We start from the raw sequence: 19,782 nt of genomic DNA, 5'->3' as shown, positions 1-19,782 counted from the left end.
TTTCAGCGCCCCTGATCCCAGCGATATGGAGCGACGAGTGGATTTCCCGCCGTGTAAGGGCTAGGCAATTGGCCGATAGTACGGCCCCACTGCAGTTCAAGCTCGGTGAGGTCTCCTTCCCACCGGGTGCCAGTGAAGAATGACGAGTCCATCCGACTAAGAGTGAGATCGGCGATCACCGAGATATTGGCGTAATCGCCGCGGAACCACTTCGACAGTGTTTCTGTGGGGAACGGGAACGTGGCGAATATTCCAAGCGAGCGGGTCAATGCCGGTCCAGCGTCGGCTAGCGATTGCAGCACAGGACCCAAGTCGTTTAGTTCCTTGACCAGAGCGTCTTTGGTTTGATCAATCGAGTCGGAGGCGAGCGCGTTGAGCTCGCCTACACTGTCGATGGCATCGGCGAGTGCGTCGCGTTCGCTGTTCAGTACGCTCAACGCCCGCGGGATCGTTTCGAGAGCCCTGTCGATGACGGGTTTCTGCGCGGAGAATTGGCCCACCAACCGGTTGAGACTGTCTGTGGCCGCGATGATTTCGTCGGTTTGGCTATTGACATTCCTGATGAAGATCTCCAGTTGATCCAATAGGCTGCGCAGATCTCCCTCGCGCCCGGTGAAGGCAGTGCTAAGTGCCTTCGTGATGTCTTGGATTTCTCCGAGACCGCCGCCGTTGAGCAACAGCGATGCAGCGGCCAACGTTTGTTCGGTTGAGGGGTAGGCCCGACCCGAAGACAGCTCGATCAGTGAGCCTTGGTGCAGAGTGCCCTGCGGTTGTTCGTCGGTGGGCGGTGCCAGTTCTATGTGCAGCGAACCCAGCAGACTCGTCTGGCCGACTGAAACCGTTGAGTTGGCAGGCATTTTCACATTGCCGTTGAGTTTGATAGTCAACAATGCATGCCAGCCCTGGCGCTCGATCTTGGTGACAGTGCCGACATTGACATCACCGACACGAACCCGGGAGTTCTGCTGGATGTTACTCACATCGGGCAACTGTGCCTGGATCGTGAACGCGCCGGGTCCACCGCCCTGTGTCCCGGGAAGTGACAACGAGTTCAAACCGCGCCACCCGCACCCGGTCGCGACCATCGCGACGATGACGATGTATGCAGCGCAGACGCCACGCCAATACACCCGGCGTTTCATGAGCCGGCACCCGGGGGGAGCATCATGCCGCCCAAACCTTCAGCGGGATCCGTTGCTCGTGAGGGCGCGACGTCCGGGGATGGCGTAGCGGCTTCAGCCGGCAGCGGTGCTGAAATGTGATCGACCTGGGCGGTGCCTGGAGTGCCAGGAGTCGAAGGGCCCGGCGGTGCTGGAGGGACGTAGTCGGGACGCATCCAGTCCTCGCTGTAGGTGATCTCGTTGGGTCGCGCAGACGTGCCTACGAATGGGTTCAATCCCAAAGGTGGAAAGTTGAACTGGCGGTTCTTGACGATCGGTGCTAGGTACTGCACACACAACTTCGACGACTGCTCCGCGTTCAGACGAGAGGCGGCTTGGATCGCACCGCAGATGAAGGTGATCGGATTGCTGAAATTGTTGGCCGACAGAATGCCGGTGAATGTGCCTTGCGAAGGCTGGTAGATGTTAGCGAGATTGGCAAATGAGGTGGGCGCGGAGTGCAGAAACTGCTTGATATCACCGATGCTGTCGGTGAGCGCTTGGGTCACCGAAGCGAGCCTCTCGGATGAGGTGCTGACCGCGCTGCGGTTGTCGCGGACGAAGGAGGTCACTTCCCCCAGCACAGAGTTCAAGTCGGATACAGCCGTGCCGAGTTCGTCGGGGTCGTTGGCCATCAGGGCGGTGACCGAGGCGAGGTTTTCGTTGAGCTGGCGCATCACTGTCGTGCTGTCTTGTAATGCCGTCACCAATAAGGACAAGTTCCTGATGGCACTGAACGTATCGTCGCTATGGTCGCCGAGCGCCGAAAGCGCCTCGGAGAGTTTGATGACCGAGTCCCGGATGGCAGAGCCTTGTCCCCGCAGATTGTCAGCGGTTGTGTTTACCAAAGCACCCAAGGTGCTCACGCCTCCTGGCTCGGTCGGCTGTAAGGCGGTGGTGAGCCGCTCGAGCTGGTTGCGGACGTCGTCCCATTCCACGGGGACCGCGGTGCGGTTTTGCGGGATGACTGCGTTGTTACTCAGGGTTGCACCGCTGACGTATGGGGGCGTCAACTGTATGGCTCTTGCCGTGACCAAAGTGGGTGAGAGGATCACAGCTTTAGCGTCTACGGGCACCTTGAAGGTGTCGTCGATCCAAAAACTGACTTTGGCTCGAGTTGGCTGCGGCTCAATCGCCTCGATGCGGCCGACGTTCACTCCGCGGATTCGGACGTCATCACCGACGAACAACCCGTCAGTGTTCTGAAAGTAGGCCACGACGTGCGTGCGGGCGCTCTGCCGTGTCGCGCTGACGACCAGGTAAGCCCCACCGCCAAGGGATGCGACCAATGTCAAGGCCAAGACGATTCGAAGTATGCGCAATTTCATTGTCCACCCCCGTCTGCGGAGCTCGTTCCCGTGACCGGGACTCCCCTTTCGCCGGACGCGGGAGCGAAGGACGAGTTGGGCGGCTGTGGGGCGTGCTGCTGGTCGTCTGGTGCAAGGGCCGGCGGCCCGGGCGGTGGTCCGCCGGGGGGCGGCGCCGGCAGCGGCTCACGATAGGGATAACAGCCCGTAGGGCCGGGTAGCGGCACCCCGGGCGGACCGCACCCTTGATCTCCGGGATTACCGGTGATGGCCTCGGGCAGTGTCATTCTCGGCTCACCACCTTGTCCCGTGCGCGGATAAGGCACCGGCAACGCTGGGGTGCCCGGCTGGCCGGTTTGGGGATCGTGACGCTCTGAGGGTGTCAGCACGTTGGGATCCACACCTAGATCGGAGAAGGCGGCATCGACGAAGGGTTGCACGAACTGACCCGGAAGCAGGTTGGCGATGTAGGCCTTGAAAAACGGTCCACCTGAAACAGCTTCGCCAAGACCAAGGATGAAACTGTTGAGTCCTTTGAGTGACTCCTGCACCTCAGCCTTGCGGTTGTCGATGATGGTCAAGACTCCGTTGAGCTTGTCGAGCGCCGGCTTGAGAGCGTCTCGCTGCTCAGCGATCAATCCCCGAATTTGATGAACCATCGCCGAGAGGTTGCCCGAAATTTGGTCAAGCGCACCGGACTGGGCCCGTAACTCTGCCAGCAGGGCATTGGTGTCTTGAACCAACCCCGCGATCTCGTCGCCGCGCTCGGCCAGCACTGCGGTCGCCTTCCGTGCATTCGAAAGCAGAGCCCGCAAGTGCTCGTCGCGGGTGCCGAGAGTTTCAGAGAAGCGAGCTATACCGTCGACGGCGAGTTTGAGGTCCGGCGGGGTGTCGCGCAACGTCTCGCTCAATGTCTTCAGGGAGCTCGACAGTTGGTCTGTGTTCAAGCCGCTGATCGTTGCGGTGAGATCACCTACTGCGTCAGGTAATTGGTAGGGCGATGTCGTACGTTCAATTGGAATTACCTCGGCCAAGCGCCCGTCGCCGCGCGGCGTCACGGCCAAAATCTTGTTGCCCAACAAGCCAATGGTCTTGATGGCCGCTTCGGTGCGTGCGCCGAGCCGAATGTCTTCGGGCACGGTGAATTCAACCAGCACGCCCTGCGGTTTGAGGCTGATGCTCTTCACCTGACCAGCGCGCAACCCCGAAACCTGCACGGGGGCACCGGTGGTCAGGCCGCCCGCCTCGTCGAAATAGGCCGAGTAGGTAATATCCGAAAAGATGAACGGCAGGCTCTTGAAGTTGAAGCTGCCTATTACGAGGCCGAGTAGCATGGCGACCCCGCCGGCGCCGGTAATGACCGGGTGGCGTTTGCGGAATGAATTCACCGGGGCGTACACCTGCCTGTGGCTTGGCCCGCCACTTTGACGTACACGGGTTGCCCGCCCTTGCCGTTAATCTTCAGCGTTAAATCGCACAGATAGAAGCTGAAAAAGTCGCCATTGAGCGCTTGTCTGCCCAGGATCCGGTAGGCCTCCGGGAGGGTCTTGAGCACATTGTCGAAGTATTCATGATCTGCCACAACGATTCCCGCGGTGCGGTCCGTCTCGTGAACAACCTTTTGTAGCGGCGGCCGCGCTTGACTGAGTAGATCTGCGATCGTGGCAGCGCCTTCGTTGGCGTTAGCCAGGCCGGCGCTCAGGTCGTGCTTACGCGCTTCCAGGCCGTTGACCAACTGCGAAAGCGAGTCGATCGCGTCGCCGAACTGTGAACTGTGATCACCCAAAGACCCCAATACCCCGTTGAGGTTTACGATGACTTGGCCGATCAATTCGTCACGGTCAGCGAGCGTATTTGTCAGAGCTGCCGTCTGAGAAAGAATGGACCCGATGGTCGCGCCCTGGCCCTGAAACGCCGCGATGAGCTGGCCGGACAGCGCGTTGACTTGGTCGGGATCGAGGGCCCGAAAGAGGGGCCGGAATCCGCCGATCAGCGCATCCAAGTCCAAAGCAGGTGCAGTCCGATCCAAGGGAATTGTCTGGCCCGGCGTCAGCGGTTTGGTGCTTCCCGCACCGTCTTCTAGTGCCAGATACCGACCACCGATAAGGTTGTCATACCGGATGACCGCTCTACTGCCCTCCGTCAAGACGACAGAGTCGTCAGCGCTGAACTCCACCAAAGCATTCGAATTGTCTTTGATCGTGATCCGTTTGACCTTGCCTACCTCGACGCCGGCGATTCGGACGAAGTTTCCGCTCTCTAATCCCGTGACAGTGGTGAAGAGTGCGTTATAGGTCTCTTCTTCCTGAAACCGCACCTGCGCGAAGATTGCCACCAACCCGAATGCGCCGAGCGCGCAGACAGTGACGAAGATCCCCAGGCGTGCCAGGAGCCCTGACAGGTTACGCCGCAAGGCAAATCACCTCTTCCAAGTCGTGCTGATGGTCGGTGCTAGGTGGTTACGGTGGCGGTGGCGGAGTCGCCAAGCCACCGCCCTGGGGTGACCCCGCTGCAGGGGGAGCGGGTCCGACCGAGTCGGAGGCTGGTGCGGGTGGGACGCCGGGGTATAGCGGTGTGCCGTCAGGGCCGTATTGCGGGGCGCCGTATGGAGGGGCTCCCGGGTAGGGAATTGGCCCCGGGGCGGGGCCACCCGGGTAGCGGATGCTGGGCGGCTCCGGCACGGCTCGAGTGACCGGGAAGTAGTTGGCCCATCCAGGAAATCCGATCCCTGGATTAGGACGGATGTCTAGACCTGTGCCAAAGCCGGTGTTCGCGACCAGGTAACGCACGGGCCAGTTCTTGGCCACGTCGGGCAGCGAACCGCAGCCGGGCTTGCCGCCGGGTCCGCCTTTAGCGGCGTTGATGGGCAGGTTCTCCGGGTAACGGTAAAGGTCGTCGCCCAGCATCACCGCTGCGTCCATGATGATCGACTTGCCGTTCAGGCCGCCTGCGGTGTCGGCAAGGCCCTTCTCGAGCGCGGTGTTGCCACCGACGATGAGACACGTCAATTCTGGATTGTATTTCATCAGCAGGTTGGTCGTGGGCTCAAGCAGATTGATACCTTTGACGAGGTTGTCTTTGCTTGGCTCCAAAACGCTGATGCCGCTTTGGGATAAGCCCACGACACCCAAGAGCAATGCGTCGAGTTGCTGTGCCTGATCGGTCACCGTCACGCTCGTCGTGGTTGCAGCAGACAGCGTCTCGAGGAGGTCCTGGGCGGCTACACCATAGGTGTCGCTGACGGCTCGCAGAGCGTCCCAGTCGTCGCGGATAGTCTCCGTTTGTGAATTGAGCGCCAGCAGAACCTCATTGGCGGCGCTGGTGGCTTGGCCGATCCGTTCGCCCTGACCTCGGACACCGTCGGCAAAGGCCGACAAGACTGCGTTAAGCTTGGCGGGATCAATCTGCTTGATGAGGGCGACGATATTCTGGAAGACCGTGTTGACCTCGACAGCGACATTGGATGACTTAAGCACAGTGCCAGCAGACAACCGCTGCGAACTCGGGTCACTCGGGTAGACCAGGTCAACGAACTTGGCGCCGAATAGTGTGGTCGCGTCGATCCGGGCTTCGACGTTTAGCGGGATGTAGGGAATTTGATCAGGGTCGATTTCCAGCTGAATACTTGCTCCATCAGCGCCACCAAGGATGCCGGCCACCCGGCCCACCTGCACGCCGCGCATCTTCACTTTGGCGTTGGGCTCCATTACCAGCCCGGATCGCTCGGAAGAGAGCGTGACTGGCACTGTTGCGGTGAAGGATCCGTTGAATTCGCCGAGGCACGCCGCCATCGCGGCGATTACAGCGGCCACTGAAATGGTTGCCAGCCACCCGGAGGAGATCCGGGGCTTGTCCCAGTGAGTCGACACGTGTCCCTACCCGGAGAAGTTGAAGAGTCCGGTCTGGCCGTAGAGGGCCAGAGAAATGAAGAGGACCAACACCGCCGTGGCTACTAGGGAGGTGCGAGTTGCTCGCCCGACGGCTTCTCCCACACCTGCTGGGCCGCCGGTCGCGTGGTAGCCGTAATAGGTGTGGACGAGCATGATCATCACCGCCGCCGCGACGGTGACGATGAAGGAGCGGATCACATCGCCGGGCACCAGAAAGGTGTTGAAATAGTGGTCGTACACACCGCGAGACTGGCCGTAGATTGCGGTTGTTCCGTATCGGGCGGCGGTGTAGGCCATGATCAACGCGACGCTGTAGAGCGGCAGGACGATGACCACGCCAGCCAGCACTCGCGTCGATGCGAGGTATGCGATTGATCGGATACCCATCACCTCCAGCGCGTCGATCTCCTCGCTGATGCGCATCGCGCCGAGCTGGGCGGTCGCACCGCCACCGATGGTGGCCGCCATAGCAATCGCCGCGGTGTTAGGCGTGATCAGACGGGTGTTGAGAAAGGCTGAGGCGAAACCGACCAAAGCCTCGACGCCAACCTGTGAAAACTGGTTGTAGCCTTGTGCGGCGATGACGCCGCCCGTGGACATGGTCAAGAAGGCGACCACTGCGACGGTGCCGCCGACGACGGCCAGCGCACCCGCTCCCAGACTCATTGAGGCGACCTGGCGCAACAGCTCGGCCTTGTAGTGCACGACGACATCAGGCACCGAGCTGAGAGTCTTGCCGTAAAACCTGGTCTGCTCACCGATTTGGCGCCAACCTGACCGCAGTCTGCCCAGCGTGCGTACGGTGCGGGGAAATCGTTGTCCAGCAACAACTGTCAGGCTCATGTGATCTCAAATCCGACGGCGGTGATCACCAGGTTGATGATGAACAGCAACACAAATGAGAACACCACCGTTTCGTTGACCGCGTTGCCGACCCCGGCCGGTCCCCCGCCGACTGTGATGCCTTGGTAGCAGGCGACCAGGCCGGCGGTGATTCCGAACAGGGTGGCTTTGATCATGGCGATCACGACGTCGCTGAGTCCGGTGATGAACGTCATGCCGGCCACGAACGCCCCCGGGGTCACGTGTTGGAAGTACACCGAGAAGAAGAAACCTCCGGCGAGACCTGTCAGCGTGACCAACGACGACAGCAACAGTGCCACCACCGTGGCTGCCAGCACTCGCGGCACCAGCAGTGCTTGAACCGGGTCGATACCCATGACACGGAGCGCATCAATCTCTTCACGGATCGTGCGTGCTCCCAGGTCGGCGCACATCGCCGCGGCGCCGGCGCTGGCAACCACCAGGACTGTCACGAAGGGTCCGATTTGGTTGACCGCACCCACTGCCGCGCCGCTGCCGGAGAAGTCGGCGGCGCCGATGTCGACGAGCAATACATTGATCGTGAACACCGACAGCACCACATAGGGAATCGACAGCATCAGAGTCGGAATCAACGACACCCGTGCCACGAACCACGTTTGTTCGAGCAACTCTCGCCACGCCAACGGGGTACGGAATAGCGTCACAAAAACGTCTATGGAGAAGTTGAAAAATCCTCCGACACTTCGCAACGGACTCACTGCAACGCTGCCCGCCGCGCGGACGACTCTCGAAGGACGCGCTGATTGGCGGTCATCCATACGATCGCTCAGCAGCTCGCCGTCGCGGTGTGCTGGCTCGTGAATGGACATGGCAGCTCGCCTCAAACCACACGAAGTGGTGCGTTGGCGCAGGCGGGGGTCAGGGCGACATCAATCCAGTGTGCTCGGGTATCGCCCGGCGTCAATGTGTCCCGATCGACCTGTACGGCCGCGCCCGGCTTCAAGCAGTCGAGAAGACCTGTCACCTTGACCATCGCTAGCTGCAGAGCCACGAATGTATTCGTGTCAGCGCCAAACACCTTGTCTCCTCGTGGCTGTTACAAAAGCCTGAGCAAGCGGATGCGGCTACGAGCCCTCCCTTGCGCAGCGCCGCGATCTTTCTCACTCGCTACCCTCCCCTCCGCGGCGAAACCAGCAAATACATTCAGCCTCGCACCCAGTTCGGCAGTGCTCCCTCACCGCGAATCCCAGCGGTCCCGTACGAACCTTGAGAGTTCCAGCGAGAACGTCCAGCGCATGTGATCCTGTGCATACAACGCATCCGTCGTGGGTTGTTCAAGAGCACGTTTCACACCGCGGAACTCGAAGCCGTTTCAACGGGAGAGACTTAAAGTCGAAATCTCTACTGGGGGTCGCCCCGATCATCGATGATGCACGGGCTTCGCGCGTGCTCGATGCCGCCGGGGCCCAGCTACTTTTCCGACACGTCATCGGTGGTCTACGAACGCAACTCCGCGGCGGTGCCACCATCGTCACCACCCCACGGCAAGTCCTAACACATAAAGGTTCCCCCGACACTTGAAAGGACTGGGTTGACAACGGCCTGTCTCAGCACACGCCGTCGAGGCCCCACGCCCGCGGGAACGCGTAGGCGACCATCCGGCGGTCCGTTGAGATTCCGGCGATCGAGAGGCTCTTGACCGAAATCGCGTGCGCAATCGGTAGTTATACCGATGCTCTCCGTAGCTTCGCTCGGCAACTATCGGATGAAAAGCAGTGGTGAGGGGAGTTTCATGTCAAGCATTGCCGATCAGTCTGTCCAAGGGGTGCGGACCATCGACCGCGCTTTCCGCATTCTGGCCGCGTTTCAAAGCGACGACGCGAACCTATCGTTGGCGGACCTCCACCTGCGCCTCGGATTGCCCAAACCAACAATATTGCGGCTCGCCAATGGCCTGATCTCGTGTGGAGCGCTCCGACTGACCGACGGTCGATATCAATTAGGTCCAAAGCTGCTCGAACTCTCATCCTTAGCCCATCAACACGACCGCCTGGCTCGCCTCGCCCTGCCCTTCATGGGCGACTTGTTCTCAGCGACCCAAGCCACCATTCATTTTGGCGTGCTAGACCGCGGTGCGACGGTCCTCGTGGAGAAGATCACCGGTCGTCGCTCGGTGTCGGTGCGCTCGGCGCCGGGTATGCGAGGCCCTGCGCATTGCACGGGTATGGGCAAAGTGCTGCTCGCGTTTTCGCCGCCCGAGTCAACAGAGAAGGTGATTTCTACGGGCCTCCACCGCAGGACCGCGCGCACAATGGTGTCGCCATCACTCTTCCGCTCGGCACTCGCTGACGTCCGCCGGTCTGGCGTGGCCTACGACCGCGAGGAGCTGGTGGATGGAGTTGGTTGCGTTGCTGCGCCCGTATTCGGACCTACCGGTGAGATCGTCGGCGCGCTGTCGGCAGTGGGACACGCGCAGGATAAGTGGTTGAGGCAGGTAACGCCGGCGGTCCGTGCGGCGGCAAGTGGCCTTACGCGCTGCGCCACGGCGAATCTCTGAGACTGATTCGAATCGGCATTCACGATTGAGCTTATGCGAAGCCGTAAACCTGAGACCGGAATCCTCGTCGCTGTGGTTCAGCAGTAGCGTTGCGTGGCGCACCAGTATCCGGTGTTCGGCATCGCTAAGCGATCGGCGTCATAAGCATCTGAGACGTTTCCAAGATGATGAGGCTACTTGAGTTGATACAAGCTCATAGACCGCTGGTGATCCTGTGGCATAACAGTTTTGACGATGGTTCGCGAAGCGCGGTACTAGCCACAGCTGACATCTGCTCGAGTGCAGATTGACTCAAATCGCCGCGGAACGCATCCCGGACATGAGTCAGATCGATCATCCGTGGCGGACCGGTCGACGATCACAGGAGGCGCGATCACGGGTGATTCAGCACCATGGACGCGAGTCCCTGCCCGAAACAACGTGAGTGTCAAAATGGCTTTCGCCATCCAAGCTTGGGGAGGTCTTCGATGGATTCTGAAATGGTGAACTTCTCAGGGATAAGTGAGTTTCCGCTCTACCACAACGGAGATATCGGTTCTCTGAGCGTGCTCGACGACTCTGTCGACGTCCACCTGATTGTGGTCGACGTCAACCCCGCGGAGCTGCTTGCTGATCATGAATCAACGATCTCGGGCGCCGTTCGACTCTCGACCGTGTGGATAGTTCCCCCAGACGGTGACGGGCATAACGGCTACTGCGATCTCGACATGGCTTACTCGTGCTACCTGGCAGATCATCAATGCGTGGCGATGGCGGTCCGTCACGACGGAAAGGTCCTGGGCGCTATCTCCGAGTTGAGTAAGCTCTCAGATCTAGTTGCCCGAGTCGTACATAAGGGCAATGCTGCGCTGAGGGGATGAGCACTAGTTGTCTTACCGCGGACCGCGATGAATTAGATAGCGCAATCCCTCTGGCGTTGACCATCTTTCATGCGGTGGGTGTCAGCGCTCGAGATGGAGAGCTGCGAACAGGTTGCGCGGATTTCGGGTGCACCTCCGCACCTGTCCGAACTCACCATTCACTTGCCCCGGAACTGTGCACCTGTGCGCACGTCATCTCAGCAGCTCTGCGCTTCCATCGGGAAGTGCGCGCGTTACCTCAGGCGCGCTCGTTAGCGAGTCTCATGCCGAGTCGGCTGCCGCAGCGGGTGCGCCCCAGGGCACCACAAGTACGCGATAATGCAGAGAGATGATGGCGCCCAACAGCGCGATACCCCGGCGCGGAGCCGAGACTTCCCATCGTGACTAGTAGGCCAGGCGATGATCACAAATAGACATCTCGATCCAGAACACGTGGTTGGCGATGCGTGCAAGTCACGTGTGATAAACGGATTAGCGAGTGTGAGCACGGAGCCGTTGGCTCCCGTCACCACTGCCGCCATAATTGGAGGCGCCAAGCCATCCGCGATTCTTGCACGAACAGTGTTTCCCACAACGAGTTAGCCCACGGCCTCTATCACATCGGAATCGGTTGACCCCGAGCAGCTTACGTTCATCGATCCAGTGGGGGTCCGTCCGTGAACGCATCGGCGTGGTGAGAGGTGAGGTAGAGATAGTCCTCACGCACGGGGCTGTACACGTCGACGTTCAGCGCAACCTCTTCACCCACCAGACGTGCTGTATGAGGAGCATCGGCGGGAATCAGCAGTACTTCGCCGGCTGACAGTAGATAAGTGGCGTCACCGACTTGAAATTCCAACGTTCCTTTAAAGACAAAGCTCACCTGGTCGAACGGATGTGAGTGCAGCGGAAGAACCTGTTCGCTCACACCAGGGTGAAACCAGTTCACAGTAATCAGCGACTTGTCGCCGCGTACCGCTGTTCGCGTCAGGGCACCATCGATCAGACTTTCCTGAGGAAGCTGCTCGAGCACCGCGTGAATCACTCGATTCGGCATCGTTGCCTCGCTTGGTTAGATCGGATTGACCGACTCCTGGTCAACCCACGCTTTCGTTGCTGCAGACGGCCCAGAGCCCAACCGATTCCTCGGTGCCGTCGGCAGGCATCACTGTCCTCGTACCACGACGACCTCGCATCGGACACGACCGCTCTTCGGTCATCGTGCCGCCCCGGCCGTTACGCAAGTGGATTGGATTTCGCGCTCGGGTTCCCCAACTGGGTTGGACAGCACGCCGACCCCACCGATATTGATTTCGACAACGTCTCCAGTTCGAAGGAAAGTCTTCGGACCATGCGCGCGACTCACACCCGCCGGCGTACCAGTGGCGATGATGTCTCCTGGAGAGAGCGTCATCGTCCGCGACAGAAAAGCGACCAGCTCGGCGACCGAAAAGATCATCAATGAGGTGTTCGAGTCCTGCACTACTTGGCCGTTGACCTTCGCGATCACCGGCAGCGCCTGGACATCGGGGATTTCGTCGAGCCGCACCAATGCCGGCCCGGCAGGCGCAAAAGTGTCAATCGCTTTGCCACTGGTCCATAGCGGAGTACTCATCTGCAGATCGCGTGCGCTTACGTCATTCAGGGGCATCACACCTGCGACGTGATCGAGTGCACGATCTTCAGGAATGTGCTTGCCTCGCTTGCCGATGACTACAGCGAGCTCTGCCTCATAGTCGATCTGTTCGGAGATAGCCGGCGGCACGATGGTGGCGCCGGTGCCGATCAACGAGTTAGCGAACTTACCGAAGAACATCGGTTCGGCGGGAAGGTCCAAGCCGAGTTCGGCGGCGTGATCACGGTAGTTCAGGCCGATACAAATGAACTTCTCCGGCCTTAAGATCGGCGCCAGCAGCGTGACCTCCGAGGGGCTATAGACCGCATGCTGGTCCCGCAGGCGTGCCTCCTCGCTCGCTACCACTTCGGCGAGTCGGGAAAACACGCCGGCGTCCGCGATCGCCAGCATCGACCCTGCGTCGTATCCCAGCGGTGAACTGAGTTCATCGACACCAGCCAGCTTCGCTGCGGCAGCGACGTCGACGAGATCGGCGTCAGGCCCGGTTTGCATCCCAGCCCTAGGCTCGGCACCCAGGCTGTAAGTCAGCAGACGCATGCATATCCCATTCGGTCGAGTTCTTTTGCGCTCATGTGTGTGTCTCCTTGTTGATGAAGCGCGTGACGATGTCGCAGAATTCGGTGGGGTATTCGATCATTGCCCAGTGTCCGCAGTGGGGAAGTGAATACAGGGTGGAGTTGGGGATGAGTTGGTGGAACTTCAGTGACTGTTCCAGTGGTACGACGGGGTCTTCGCGGCCGGAGAGGACCAGGGTTGGGGTTTGGACTTTGGCGATGTCGCTTTCGTCGAAGTGCAGGCCGCCGGCTTCTCTGGCCCATGTCATCGCTGAGTTGTAGGCGCGCATCACGTTTTCGTTTTGGGTGAGGCGGTAGCGGTACTCCAGGATTTCCTCGCTGGGTACGAAGTCGTGTGTGAGGGCGCCGATGAGCTCGCGCATCTTTTCTCGGTCGGGTTCGGTGTAGTTGAGCACGGCCAGTTGGGAGGCGGGGATCTGGGCGCTGAGGTAGTTCAGGCCGGCCGAGCCCATCAGTGTCAGGGTGTTGACACGTTCTGGATAGCGCATCGCTACGCCCAGGGCGGTGGCTCCGCCCATGGAGTTGCCGACCAGGTTGGCTTTGTCGATGCCTTTGGCGACCAGGAATCCGTGGAGGTGTTCGATGCGGGCGTCGGCGGAGTAGACGAAGTCTTTGTCCTCAGAGATCGTGGCGCCGTAACCGATCATGTCGTGGGCGATGGTCCAGAAGTTCTCGCTGAACGCCGACCATGTCGATCTCCAGTTGCCCACCGCGTCCGCACCGGCGCCGCCACCGTGGACGAGGACGACCGGATGGCCCTGGCCGGCCTCCCAGTAGTGGGTCGACACGCCGTCGACGTCGATGAATTGCTCTGTGGCATTGGCCGCCAAGTCCAGCACTGTCATCGTGCAATCTCCCTGCCTCGTTTGTTACAAAGTTGACGCCATCTCACGATGGAATGATCCGGTGGGAATAGATGCTCTTCACGCCATCCTGTGCCATCGGCGTAAAATTCTTGTGTCGCTTCTCTGGCGAAGACGTCGTCGTCGTTGAAGCTGTGCAGCGCCAAGTCTTTCCACTTCTCGTCGAACTCTCGACTGAACTCGTCGATGTCGGCCTGGGAGCTGACTTTGCGTTGGATGAATTGGAAGTATTCATGCTCGGTTTCGTTGACCGGTACATAGAACTCGTAGGCGACGAGCTCTGGGTCAGGCCACGGATCAACCTTGAGCACACACGGTAGCCAGAGGCTGATCTGGCTGACGACACGTTTGGCATCCGGCCGGGGCAGATACTGCAACACTGTCTCGCCTTTGATCTTGGCGTCGAAGACAGGAATGTAGGCATCGCCGAAGTGGTCGATGACCCCCTTGGGCCATTCACCTTCGCTATCGACAAGTGAGGTGGTGGCGCGATCGCGGCCCGCGGCCACCAGCCCGAACGGGATCGCGATGTTATTGCCCTCGATAAGAGGAGAATCTCGGTGAATGAAGATGTGGCTGTTATCGATTCCGTTTTCTGCACCCAGCCGCCAATTCGACTGCACCCGACGACGGATGCCCCGGACGTAGGTATCGGGGTCCAAAAAACCCGGTGCGAGGTCATGTTCGAGCGGGTGCGGTTCACCCTCGCCAACGAAGACGAAGACCACCCCCTTGGCCTCCTCGGTGGCGAACACCGGGATTTTGACCTGCCCGATGGTCGAGGAACCCGGGGAGGTGAGGATGTCGATCAACTGCCCATCCTGCAGGTCATAAGTCCACCCGTGGTACCAGCAGGTGATCGTGTCTTTGGTCAGACACAACGGTTTTGCCGAGAATTTCACACCCCGGTGGGCGCAGCGGTCGGAGATGGCGTACACCTGGCCGTCAACCCGGGTCAACACGATGTTCTTGCCCAGCAGCGTGACGGGCACGAAGCCGCCTTCTTCAAGTTCATCGGAAAACGCTGCGGCATACCAATGTTCGAAGAACCCGTTGATAGCTTCGACATACCGAGGCCACTTCGATTTCGGCTCCTCACTGAGCCGCTCAGGCGCCTCGCCGACCGGTACTGAGCTGAGTTTCGGCGGTGTCATCGTTAGCGCTCCCTTAACTAGCTATAGACCCACAACAGGCTCCTGGGCCTTGCTCGGCCACCCAAGCGGGCACGATCCCGCTCGACGAGTCATACCGAGGATCACCCCCCTCCGCCCCCCGAATCAAGACCGCATTACGTCAGACGAAACGACAACCACCACAACCAAATCAATCACGAAAATGTGCGGATTGGCGGCTTCCCGTTCTGGATCTCGTTTTCACTGGGTCGTGGCGATCACCCAATAGTCGAGCCGATTTAGCGCCGTGGTGAACTCATGCCAAAGAGCGGCACACTCCGGTCATGACGCGGCGAAACCAGCGAGCTGTAACTGATCAATGGGCTCCCCGTCCTGGCGTCGAGAAGCGTTAGATTAGTATTGTGTGAGCGAATGATTCAGCTAGCCTGACCATCGTTGATGCCAACGCCATGCCGATTGGTGTACTTCGAATAGGAGGATGAAGTGACAGTGCTGGCGGGTCGAACTGTGCTCGTGACGGGAGCCAATCGCGGGATGGGCCGCGAGTACGTCGGGCAGCTCCTCGATCGTGGAGCGTCCAAAGTTTATGCGGCAGCACGTAACCCGAAGCAGATCGCCTCAACGGATCGGCGAGTGATTGCGCTCGAACTCGATGTGACCGACGCGGCTTCGATCGAGAAGGTTGGCGACGTCGCTTCTGACGTCAGTGTGTTGATCAACAACGCCGGCGTCTCGCTCTCGACCTCCGTACTTGATCTCGACACGTCCAACCTGCGTCGAGAGCTTGAAGTGAACCTATTCGGGCCCCTTGCAATGGCTTCCACGTTCGCGGATCGAATTGCCGAGAAGTCCGGTGCCATCGTCAACGTCGTGTCCAGGTTGGCGTGGATGCCGGTCGGGGGGAGTTATGGGGTCTCGAAGGCGGCGATGTGGAACGCTACCGATTCGATGCGCATGGAGCTCGCCCCTCGTGGCGTGCAAGTTGTAGGCGTTTACGTGGGACTTGTCGACACTGACATGGCCGCAAAGTTCGCTGCTCATCCCAAATCTGATCCCGCGGACGTGGTAAGCCAGGTAATAGCCGGCATAGAGTCCGGCGCCGACGAGGTCCTGGCGGACGAGATCACCCGCGAAGTGCGGTCGCAACTGGGCAATCCGATTCGCGCACGTATGGGCGGCTGAAGGCCCTTGTTTGACTGACCAACAAGCGGACTACTTCAACGGCGTGATATCTATATTCGCTGTCGTTCAAGGTTTTTCGCGGTCAGCGCCGTCGGCAACTCGGCGTGTCGGCATCGGTCCCCCACTCGGCGTCCCAATCGGGGCGCTGACTCGTCATCGGCTAGCAGCTGACGTTGACCTGCAGGACTGGTCTATGCGCAGCCCGCACTCGACTAGCCAGATAGGTTCGCGCGCAGGGTCACAGGTCACCGGCAGCCGTTTCGCTCCGTGAAACTTTCCGTTGACCACCCGTGTGGTGATTGGTTCATTCTGGACGAATCCGTCGATGGACTGAGTCGTCCACTGACTACCCGACCTGGCGAATACGGAAGGGATTCTGCGAGATGGAGGCCAAGAATCCAGATGGACCACGCGACCATGGTGAAATATCCGCTCCTGCAAGGCAGACCATTGGCCAATATATAGTTTCATTGGAACGTTGCGGATGGAGTCTGACCGAAATCTGCAGCTCATGGGCGAACTTGAACGCTGTCGTCGATCAGACAACTCTTGCCGTGGTGCGTCCCCTCGAGGTTCAGGTACGGCAGCTCGGCTCGCGTCGACCGCTCTACCGTGACGGACCGCACTTCGGCGAAGATGCACTAGAGGCGTTCACGCGGGTGTGTTCTACGGTCTTTCACGCCGGGGATTCACCGCTGGCGATCACCACAGCCCTACGGAGTGGTGAACAATGACTCCTGGCAGCCGATGAACCACCCCTCAGTGATCGAGCGGAACTGCAGTGGGGTGTTGCGCGGCGAGGAAGAGCAGCGTCCGCCTTTCGGCCGTTTGAAACAAGGACGACTTGATGCCCCAACAGTGGGATCGTTCGGTATCTGGTGACAGACACTTGGGTCTCAAATGAACGAAGCGGGCTGGATTCCGCCCACCGACCGGTGGACAGCGCGGGAGGCCGAAATACTTCGGGTCGCTTTGCAAGTGCTGCAACGCGAGGGTTACCAACGACTTACGGTCGACGAGGTCGCGCGAGTTGCCCGTGCCAGCAAAGCGACGGTCTATAAGCGGTGGCCATCGAAAGCTGACCTTGTCGTTGCAGCCTTCAGCACCGGAGTGCGTTTCTCAGCTACGGTTCCAGAGACGGGAACCCTTCGCGGAGATCTCTTGCAAGTAGGGGAACAACTCTGTCAGCATCTAGATACCCACGCAGCGGCACTACGCGCCGTGGCATTCGAGGCGTCGAAAGATGCGCGACTGAGTTCTGCTCTGCAGCAACAACTTGCCGACGCTCCCAGGATGGTCCTTTCTGAGGTCTTGCGAATGGCCTCGGCGCGAGGCGAGATTCATCGCCCTGATCCTGAATCGGATTTCTGTGATCTGTTTCTCGGCTATCTCGCGTTCAGGGCATTGGTCAACGGCCAGGTAGTGCCGCGAACGACTGTACTGAGACTGGTTGATCATGTGTTGATGCCCGCCTTCGCACGACCGGCCACCGCACCGAAACCTGAATTAGACACTCCAGGCCGCCCGTAGTGGGGCCTCGGTCCCCGATCACGACCTTACCGAAGATCGAACGTCTTCAACGTTCGTCGCCTACTTCGAAACCTTCATGCGGGCTGACCGTAGACCGCCACCAGCACCGATCGGGCGAGACTATTAACCGACCAGACACCGATCACGCTGTTGGCGCAGTCCGACATGATCGCGAAAGCCGCAGGGTCGTAGTACCACTGGTTGATAACGTCGACGTTGTTGATCGCGAGGGCGTGGTTGATCGCCACGGTCTGGGCAACTTTCCCCCGGAACCCGGCTACGGCAGCTCGCTCTTGAGGCGTGGAGCCGTCGGAGCCAAGGTCACCGTCGAGGGCATGGTTGTTGAGGACGTCATTAGCGTGCCATTCCGCGGCCAAGGTCAGCGCAGGATTCTTCTTGATGTTGGTGTAGCACCCGGCCTGGCGCTGAACAGTGTAGACATTAGCGATCACCCCGTTGTTGAGTCGGGTGTTGTCGGCGTACGCAGACGGCGCGCTGGCGGCGGCCAGCAGGGCAACCGCACAGGGCACGGTGGCGGCGCGCAGAAATATGTGCCTCATAATCATTCCCAACTACACGAAAGAATATGGCTGGCCCGCGACCTACGTAGGAACGACGCTGCTCCAATCGATTCGTCGTCCAATTCAGCTTGCTCCCGAATTATCCTGTAGACCAGCGGTGAGTTGGCGTGAGTCGGCTAGTCAGCAGATCCCAAGTGTCGTATCTCAATGGCACCTGTGGGGCATTGACGCGCCGCCATCCGAACATGATCACTCACAGGTGCGTGCGCGTCGATCACGCGGGCAATCCCGGTGTCGTCAAGGCGGAAGACCGTCGGCGCGGTGAACTCACAATTCCCTGATCCCATACAGGCCTCTGAGTCCACCCGGATGTCGAGGTTGTCACTCGTGGTCATTCGACCCGTACCTCAATCGATCTCACCGTCACCATTCGAGGTAGAGCGTGCGGAACTCAGGGATGGTCATATTCGGCACCCACTGATATTGCTGACCCTCAACGAGTCTCAGGCCTGGTAGCCGGTCAAGAAACTCCTCGAAGGTGATCCTGGTCTCAAGGCGCGCCAAATGCGCGCCGAGGCAGAAGTGCGTCCCCCGACCGAAGGCGAAGTGCTGCTTCGCATTCGGACGATGGATGTCAAAGGTATCGCCGTCTTCGAACACCGCCTCGTCTCGCGCCGGCGAATGCAACAGCAACTGGACTGTGGAGCCGGCGGGAATCTTGACGCCTGCGATCTCCGAGTCCCTCATCGCCAGCCTGCGGGTGCCACGCCCCGGCATCCGGGTGCGCAGACACTCCTCGATTGCGTTACCCAGCAATGAACGATCGGCCTGGATCTCCTCCCACTGCTCACGGTGCTTCAACAACTCGCGAGTCGCCAAAGCGAGGAAGTTCTTCGTGGTCCCCACACCGGCGGTCAGTAGCGAGGATATAGCGCCGATTACACCGTCATGGGTAAAGGCCAACGCCCCGTCGTCGTTGCGTGCTCGCAGCAGTTCGGATGTCAAGTCGTCTTGCGGATTGTGGATACGCTCTTCGACGAAAGACAGCAGCCACTTCTGGAATGGTCTCGTCCGGGCTGCGAGCGCTGCTTCCTCCTCCTCGGACAACTTCGGCGCGCCCTTGACGAGCAGCATCACGTCGTCCGACCACTGATTCACTTCTGCGGCTTGTTCTTGCGGCAGGCCGACGATGTCGCAGATCACCAACAGCGGGAGTTGCGCGGTGTACTGGCTGACCAGCTCGCACTTGCCGTCGGCGCGGAAGTCTTCGATGAGCTCCACCGCACGCTTACGCACTTGACCCTCACGCTGCGCAATTGAGGCCTGGGTGAAGTACTTCTGCAATAATCTGCGCTTCGCGGTGTGTTCTGGCTGATCCTTCACCAAGATCGAATGCTTCTGCGGAATCCCGTCGGGAAAAATCTCAGCTAGCTCCCCCTCCAGGTCCCGACCGACTACGGCGTTCTGGGACGAGAAGGTCTCCGTGTCTTTGATCACCTCGAGCATATCGTGGTAACGGGTCACGCAGTACACGTTATGTTCCGCAAGGTAGAAGACAGGTGCGGTCTCCCGCGCCACCTTCAGCCATGGAAACGGGTTATCGGCCTGCTCGGGTGACATCGGGTTGTACGGGACGCCGTGTGCCACAGGACATCCTGGCGCTCCGCTGGGAACGTGCCTCTGGCTTTCAGATTGGTCGATCGTCATTTCGGCGGTGGCTCCTCACACATGGATGCAGAACTGGTCTCGGATGCGTTGATCGCC

18 protein-coding genes are annotated in these 19,782 nt (G+C 59.9%); 4 read left to right on the top strand and 14 right to left on the bottom strand.

Annotated elements, in window-relative coordinates; all coding sequences use genetic code 11:
* Positions 1-2 precede the first annotated feature (2 nt).
* Genes AU072_RS08945 through AU072_RS08915 form a run of 7 tightly spaced genes read right to left on the bottom strand, consistent with a single transcriptional unit; the run spans position 3 to position 8,000 of the window.
* On the bottom strand, positions 3-1,142 hold the full coding sequence (locus AU072_RS08945; protein WP_064413450.1) for an MCE family protein: 1,140 nt from the start codon (positions 1,140-1,142) through the stop codon (positions 3-5).
* On the bottom strand, positions 1,139-2,488 hold the full coding sequence (locus AU072_RS08940) for an MCE family protein (RefSeq protein ID WP_064413449.1): 1,350 nt from the start codon (positions 2,486-2,488) through the stop codon (positions 1,139-1,141). Before AU072_RS08940 ends, AU072_RS08945 begins: the two co-directional genes overlap by 4 nt.
* Entirely contained in the window at positions 2,485-3,855 is a 1,371-nt protein-coding gene (locus tag AU072_RS08935; protein WP_120271065.1) for an MCE family protein, read from the bottom strand. The genes AU072_RS08940 and AU072_RS08935 overlap by 4 nt, the downstream gene beginning before the upstream one ends.
* Positions 3,852-4,880: an MCE family protein gene (locus AU072_RS08930; protein ID WP_064413447.1), complete on the bottom strand. Its 1,029-nt coding sequence runs from the start codon at positions 4,878-4,880 to the stop codon at positions 3,852-3,854. The genes AU072_RS08935 and AU072_RS08930 overlap by 4 nt, the downstream gene beginning before the upstream one ends.
* 46 nt (positions 4,881-4,926) lie before the next feature.
* Positions 4,927-6,336 carry an MCE family protein gene (locus AU072_RS08925; protein ID WP_064413446.1) on the bottom strand — a complete coding sequence of 470 codons (1,410 nt, stop codon included), beginning with the start codon at positions 6,334-6,336 and terminating at the stop codon, positions 4,927-4,929.
* Between the two features lie 6 nt (positions 6,337-6,342).
* Positions 6,343-7,200 (bottom strand): ABC transporter permease, encoded by an 858-nt coding sequence (locus AU072_RS08920; protein ID WP_064413445.1) that lies wholly within the window; start codon positions 7,198-7,200, stop codon positions 6,343-6,345.
* On the bottom strand, positions 7,197-8,000 hold the full coding sequence (locus AU072_RS08915; RefSeq protein ID WP_064413495.1) for an MlaE family ABC transporter permease: 804 nt from the start codon (positions 7,998-8,000) through the stop codon (positions 7,197-7,199). Before AU072_RS08915 ends, AU072_RS08920 begins: the two co-directional genes overlap by 4 nt.
* 914 nt (positions 8,001-8,914) lie before the next feature.
* Between AU072_RS08915 and AU072_RS08910 the strand changes: the two genes are divergently transcribed.
* Both AU072_RS08910 and AU072_RS08905 read left to right on the top strand, forming a co-directional pair.
* On the top strand, positions 8,915-9,739 hold the full coding sequence (locus AU072_RS08910) for an IclR family transcriptional regulator (RefSeq protein ID WP_064413444.1): 825 nt from the start codon (positions 8,915-8,917) through the stop codon (positions 9,737-9,739).
* Positions 9,740-10,206: 467 nt separating this feature from the next.
* A complete protein-coding gene (locus tag AU072_RS08905) occupies positions 10,207-10,599 on the top strand; it encodes a hypothetical protein (RefSeq protein ID WP_133147271.1) in 393 nt (130 codons plus the stop codon).
* Between the two features lie 631 nt (positions 10,600-11,230).
* On the opposite strand, the gene AU072_RS08900 is transcribed toward AU072_RS08905, so the two are convergent.
* From AU072_RS08900 to AU072_RS08885, 4 genes are all read right to left on the bottom strand, one after another.
* Positions 11,231-11,635 carry a cupin domain-containing protein gene (locus AU072_RS08900; protein ID WP_082680835.1) on the bottom strand — a complete coding sequence of 135 codons (405 nt, stop codon included), beginning with the start codon at positions 11,633-11,635 and terminating at the stop codon, positions 11,231-11,233.
* A gap of 159 nt (positions 11,636-11,794) precedes the next feature.
* Entirely contained in the window at positions 11,795-12,751 is a 957-nt protein-coding gene (locus AU072_RS08895; protein WP_082680834.1) for a fumarylacetoacetate hydrolase family protein, read from the bottom strand.
* 31 nt (positions 12,752-12,782) lie between these two features.
* A complete protein-coding gene (locus tag AU072_RS08890; protein ID WP_082697451.1) occupies positions 12,783-13,634 on the bottom strand; it encodes an alpha/beta fold hydrolase in 852 nt (283 codons plus the stop codon).
* Positions 13,631-14,806, bottom strand: coding sequence for a Rieske 2Fe-2S domain-containing protein (locus tag AU072_RS08885; protein ID WP_064413439.1), 1,176 nt, complete (start codon positions 14,804-14,806; stop codon positions 13,631-13,633). The genes AU072_RS08890 and AU072_RS08885 overlap by 4 nt, the downstream gene beginning before the upstream one ends.
* Positions 14,807-15,268: 462 nt before the next feature.
* On the opposite strand from AU072_RS08885, the gene AU072_RS08880 reads away from it, so the two are divergent.
* Together AU072_RS08880 and AU072_RS27560 are read left to right on the top strand one after the other, a co-directional pair.
* Complete coding sequence (locus AU072_RS08880) at positions 15,269-15,967, top strand: SDR family oxidoreductase (RefSeq protein WP_064413438.1); 699 nt, start codon at positions 15,269-15,271, stop codon at positions 15,965-15,967.
* Between the two features lie 900 nt (positions 15,968-16,867).
* Positions 16,868-17,497 carry a TetR/AcrR family transcriptional regulator gene (locus tag AU072_RS27560; protein ID WP_082680971.1) on the top strand — a complete coding sequence of 210 codons (630 nt, stop codon included), beginning with the start codon at positions 16,868-16,870 and terminating at the stop codon, positions 17,495-17,497.
* A gap of 74 nt (positions 17,498-17,571) precedes the next feature.
* Here the strand turns inward: AU072_RS27560 and AU072_RS08870 are convergent, their stop codons facing one another.
* The 3 genes from AU072_RS08870 to AU072_RS08865 all read right to left on the bottom strand — a co-directional run bounded on the left by AU072_RS08870 (position 17,572) and on the right by AU072_RS08865 (position 19,665).
* On the bottom strand, positions 17,572-18,057 hold the full coding sequence (locus AU072_RS08870) for a CAP domain-containing protein (RefSeq protein ID WP_064413436.1): 486 nt from the start codon (positions 18,055-18,057) through the stop codon (positions 17,572-17,574).
* 137 nt (positions 18,058-18,194) lie between these two features.
* A complete protein-coding gene (locus AU072_RS27555; protein WP_064416739.1) occupies positions 18,195-18,413 on the bottom strand; it encodes a ferredoxin in 219 nt (72 codons plus the stop codon).
* A gap of 28 nt (positions 18,414-18,441) precedes the next feature.
* Positions 18,442-19,665 (bottom strand): cytochrome P450, encoded by a 1,224-nt coding sequence (locus AU072_RS08865; protein WP_165595633.1) that lies wholly within the window; start codon positions 19,663-19,665, stop codon positions 18,442-18,444.
* Positions 19,666-19,782 lie beyond the last annotated feature (117 nt).

The organism is Mycolicibacterium novocastrense (assembly GCF_001499835.1).
GTDB classification, from domain to species: domain Bacteria; phylum Actinomycetota; class Actinomycetes; order Mycobacteriales; family Mycobacteriaceae; genus Mycobacterium; species Mycobacterium novocastrense.
Note: the sequence above shows the minus strand (reverse complement) of the source record. Positions and strands in the feature narration are given on the sequence as shown.